The sequence below is a fragment of the Mesorhizobium sp. genome (assembly GCF_005063415.1).
Classification (GTDB): Bacteria; Pseudomonadota; Alphaproteobacteria; order Rhizobiales; family Rhizobiaceae; genus Mesorhizobium.
Genome location: NZ_SUEG01000225.1, coordinates 1 through 1,420 on the forward strand (window position 1 = coordinate 1; position 1,420 = coordinate 1,420).

The following is a 1,420-nucleotide window of genomic DNA, read 5'->3' on the forward strand; positions in this document are numbered from 1 at the left end:
AACAGGGTCGTGCTGCACCTCCACCTGCCGGGCGATCAGCCTGTCGAGTTCCGCCGCAAGCATGTCACCAAAGCCGGCCGCCTGCCGCGCGCACCACTCTTCCACCAAGCCGCGCGCCTGCATCACCGCTTCGATCTCCGCCTCGCTGATCGGCGGTACATAGGCGCCCTTCTTCGGCACGATCTGCAGGAGGCCGTCTGCTTCCAGCCGCAATAGCGCTTCGCGCACCGGCGTCCGCGACGTCCCCGTCTCGCGGCAGACCTCCGCCTCAGTAAGGAACGTGCCCTCGCGGCTAGGCAAGGTCAGCACATGCTGCTTCAGCCAGCGGTAGACGACGTCCTGCGCAGCATCGGCGCGTTGCCCTATGGCAGGGCGTTGTGATTGATGTCGGTCACTCATAGACATCATGTATACATGTTGTCACCAAGAGATTCAAGCCAACTTGCGACCCGGCTGCGCCCCGAGCGCAAACGTCGGGAATTGGCGCTAGTTGCCCATTCCGGTGGCCGGCTCGAACGGTAAAACCTGACCCAGAGCGGACATCAAGTCCCACAAACGGGATGTAAATGCTCGATTGGAGAAAGTACTTCCTATCGAGATCGAACACCCCTTATTGCATTGGCACGGGCAACGCTGGTGACATGCCCCTCAGCATCCGCCGATAAGCGTCCACGCATGCGCTCTTTAAGCAGCCCAACATCACTTGGATGCATGGCGTTGATGGTTTGACGCACGGTAGCCGCGAGCGTGCTGGTCGTCCAATACTCCTCAAAATCAGCAAATGTTCGTCGAACTGTGATCTCTCGCGTATCGATCTCATCCAGGGAGGCATTTCGCCACAATAGCCGCAGTGCTTCCAGGCCGGTTATTTCCGAATGCGGCGGATGTACAGCAGGGAAACCAATCGCGCTCAATTCGGTGTGCATCATCTCAAGCGGATGTCCCCCACCGATCATGTCCCAGACGTAAGCGGCCACGATGCCGCCTGGACGAACTACCCGCGCCATCTCGACAACGCCCTTGGCGGGATCAGGAACGAAGAAGATCACCAGCGCCATAACGGCGACATCGAACTCGGCCTCCGAAAACGGAAGGCTCAGGGCGTCACCCCATTGAAACTTGACGATTTGACCCAAGGGTCGCGTCCGTGCAAACGATAGCTGCGCATCAGAGGGATCAACCCCTTGGACCTCAGCGGGCGCCCAACGTTCAATAATCAATTCCGTAAACGCGCCAGTTCCACAGCCGACGTCGATCCAGCGTAAGCCTTGCGAGGGCGCGAGCCATTCCAGGAAGATTTCGCCGGCCGCTCGGCTCCAGGTGCCCATCATCTTTTCATACGCGACCCCATCGTCATAGCGGATTTCGATCTGGCTCATCGAGATCACCTCTCCCCGACTGAGCTTCACAATATCAACTT

2 protein-coding genes are annotated in these 1,420 nt (G+C 58.9%); both read right to left on the reverse strand.

Annotation, left to right across the window (positions count from 1 at the left end; genetic code table 11):
- On the reverse strand, nt 1–399 hold a 399-nt coding region (locus tag E5W70_RS30390), incomplete at its 3' end, for a GntR family transcriptional regulator (RefSeq protein ID WP_292664968.1).
- A gap of 191 nt (nt 400–590) precedes the next feature.
- Nucleotides 591–1,420, reverse strand: an 830-nt coding sequence (locus tag E5W70_RS30395) for a class I SAM-dependent methyltransferase (RefSeq protein ID WP_292664969.1), incomplete at its 5' end; no start/stop codon positions are given.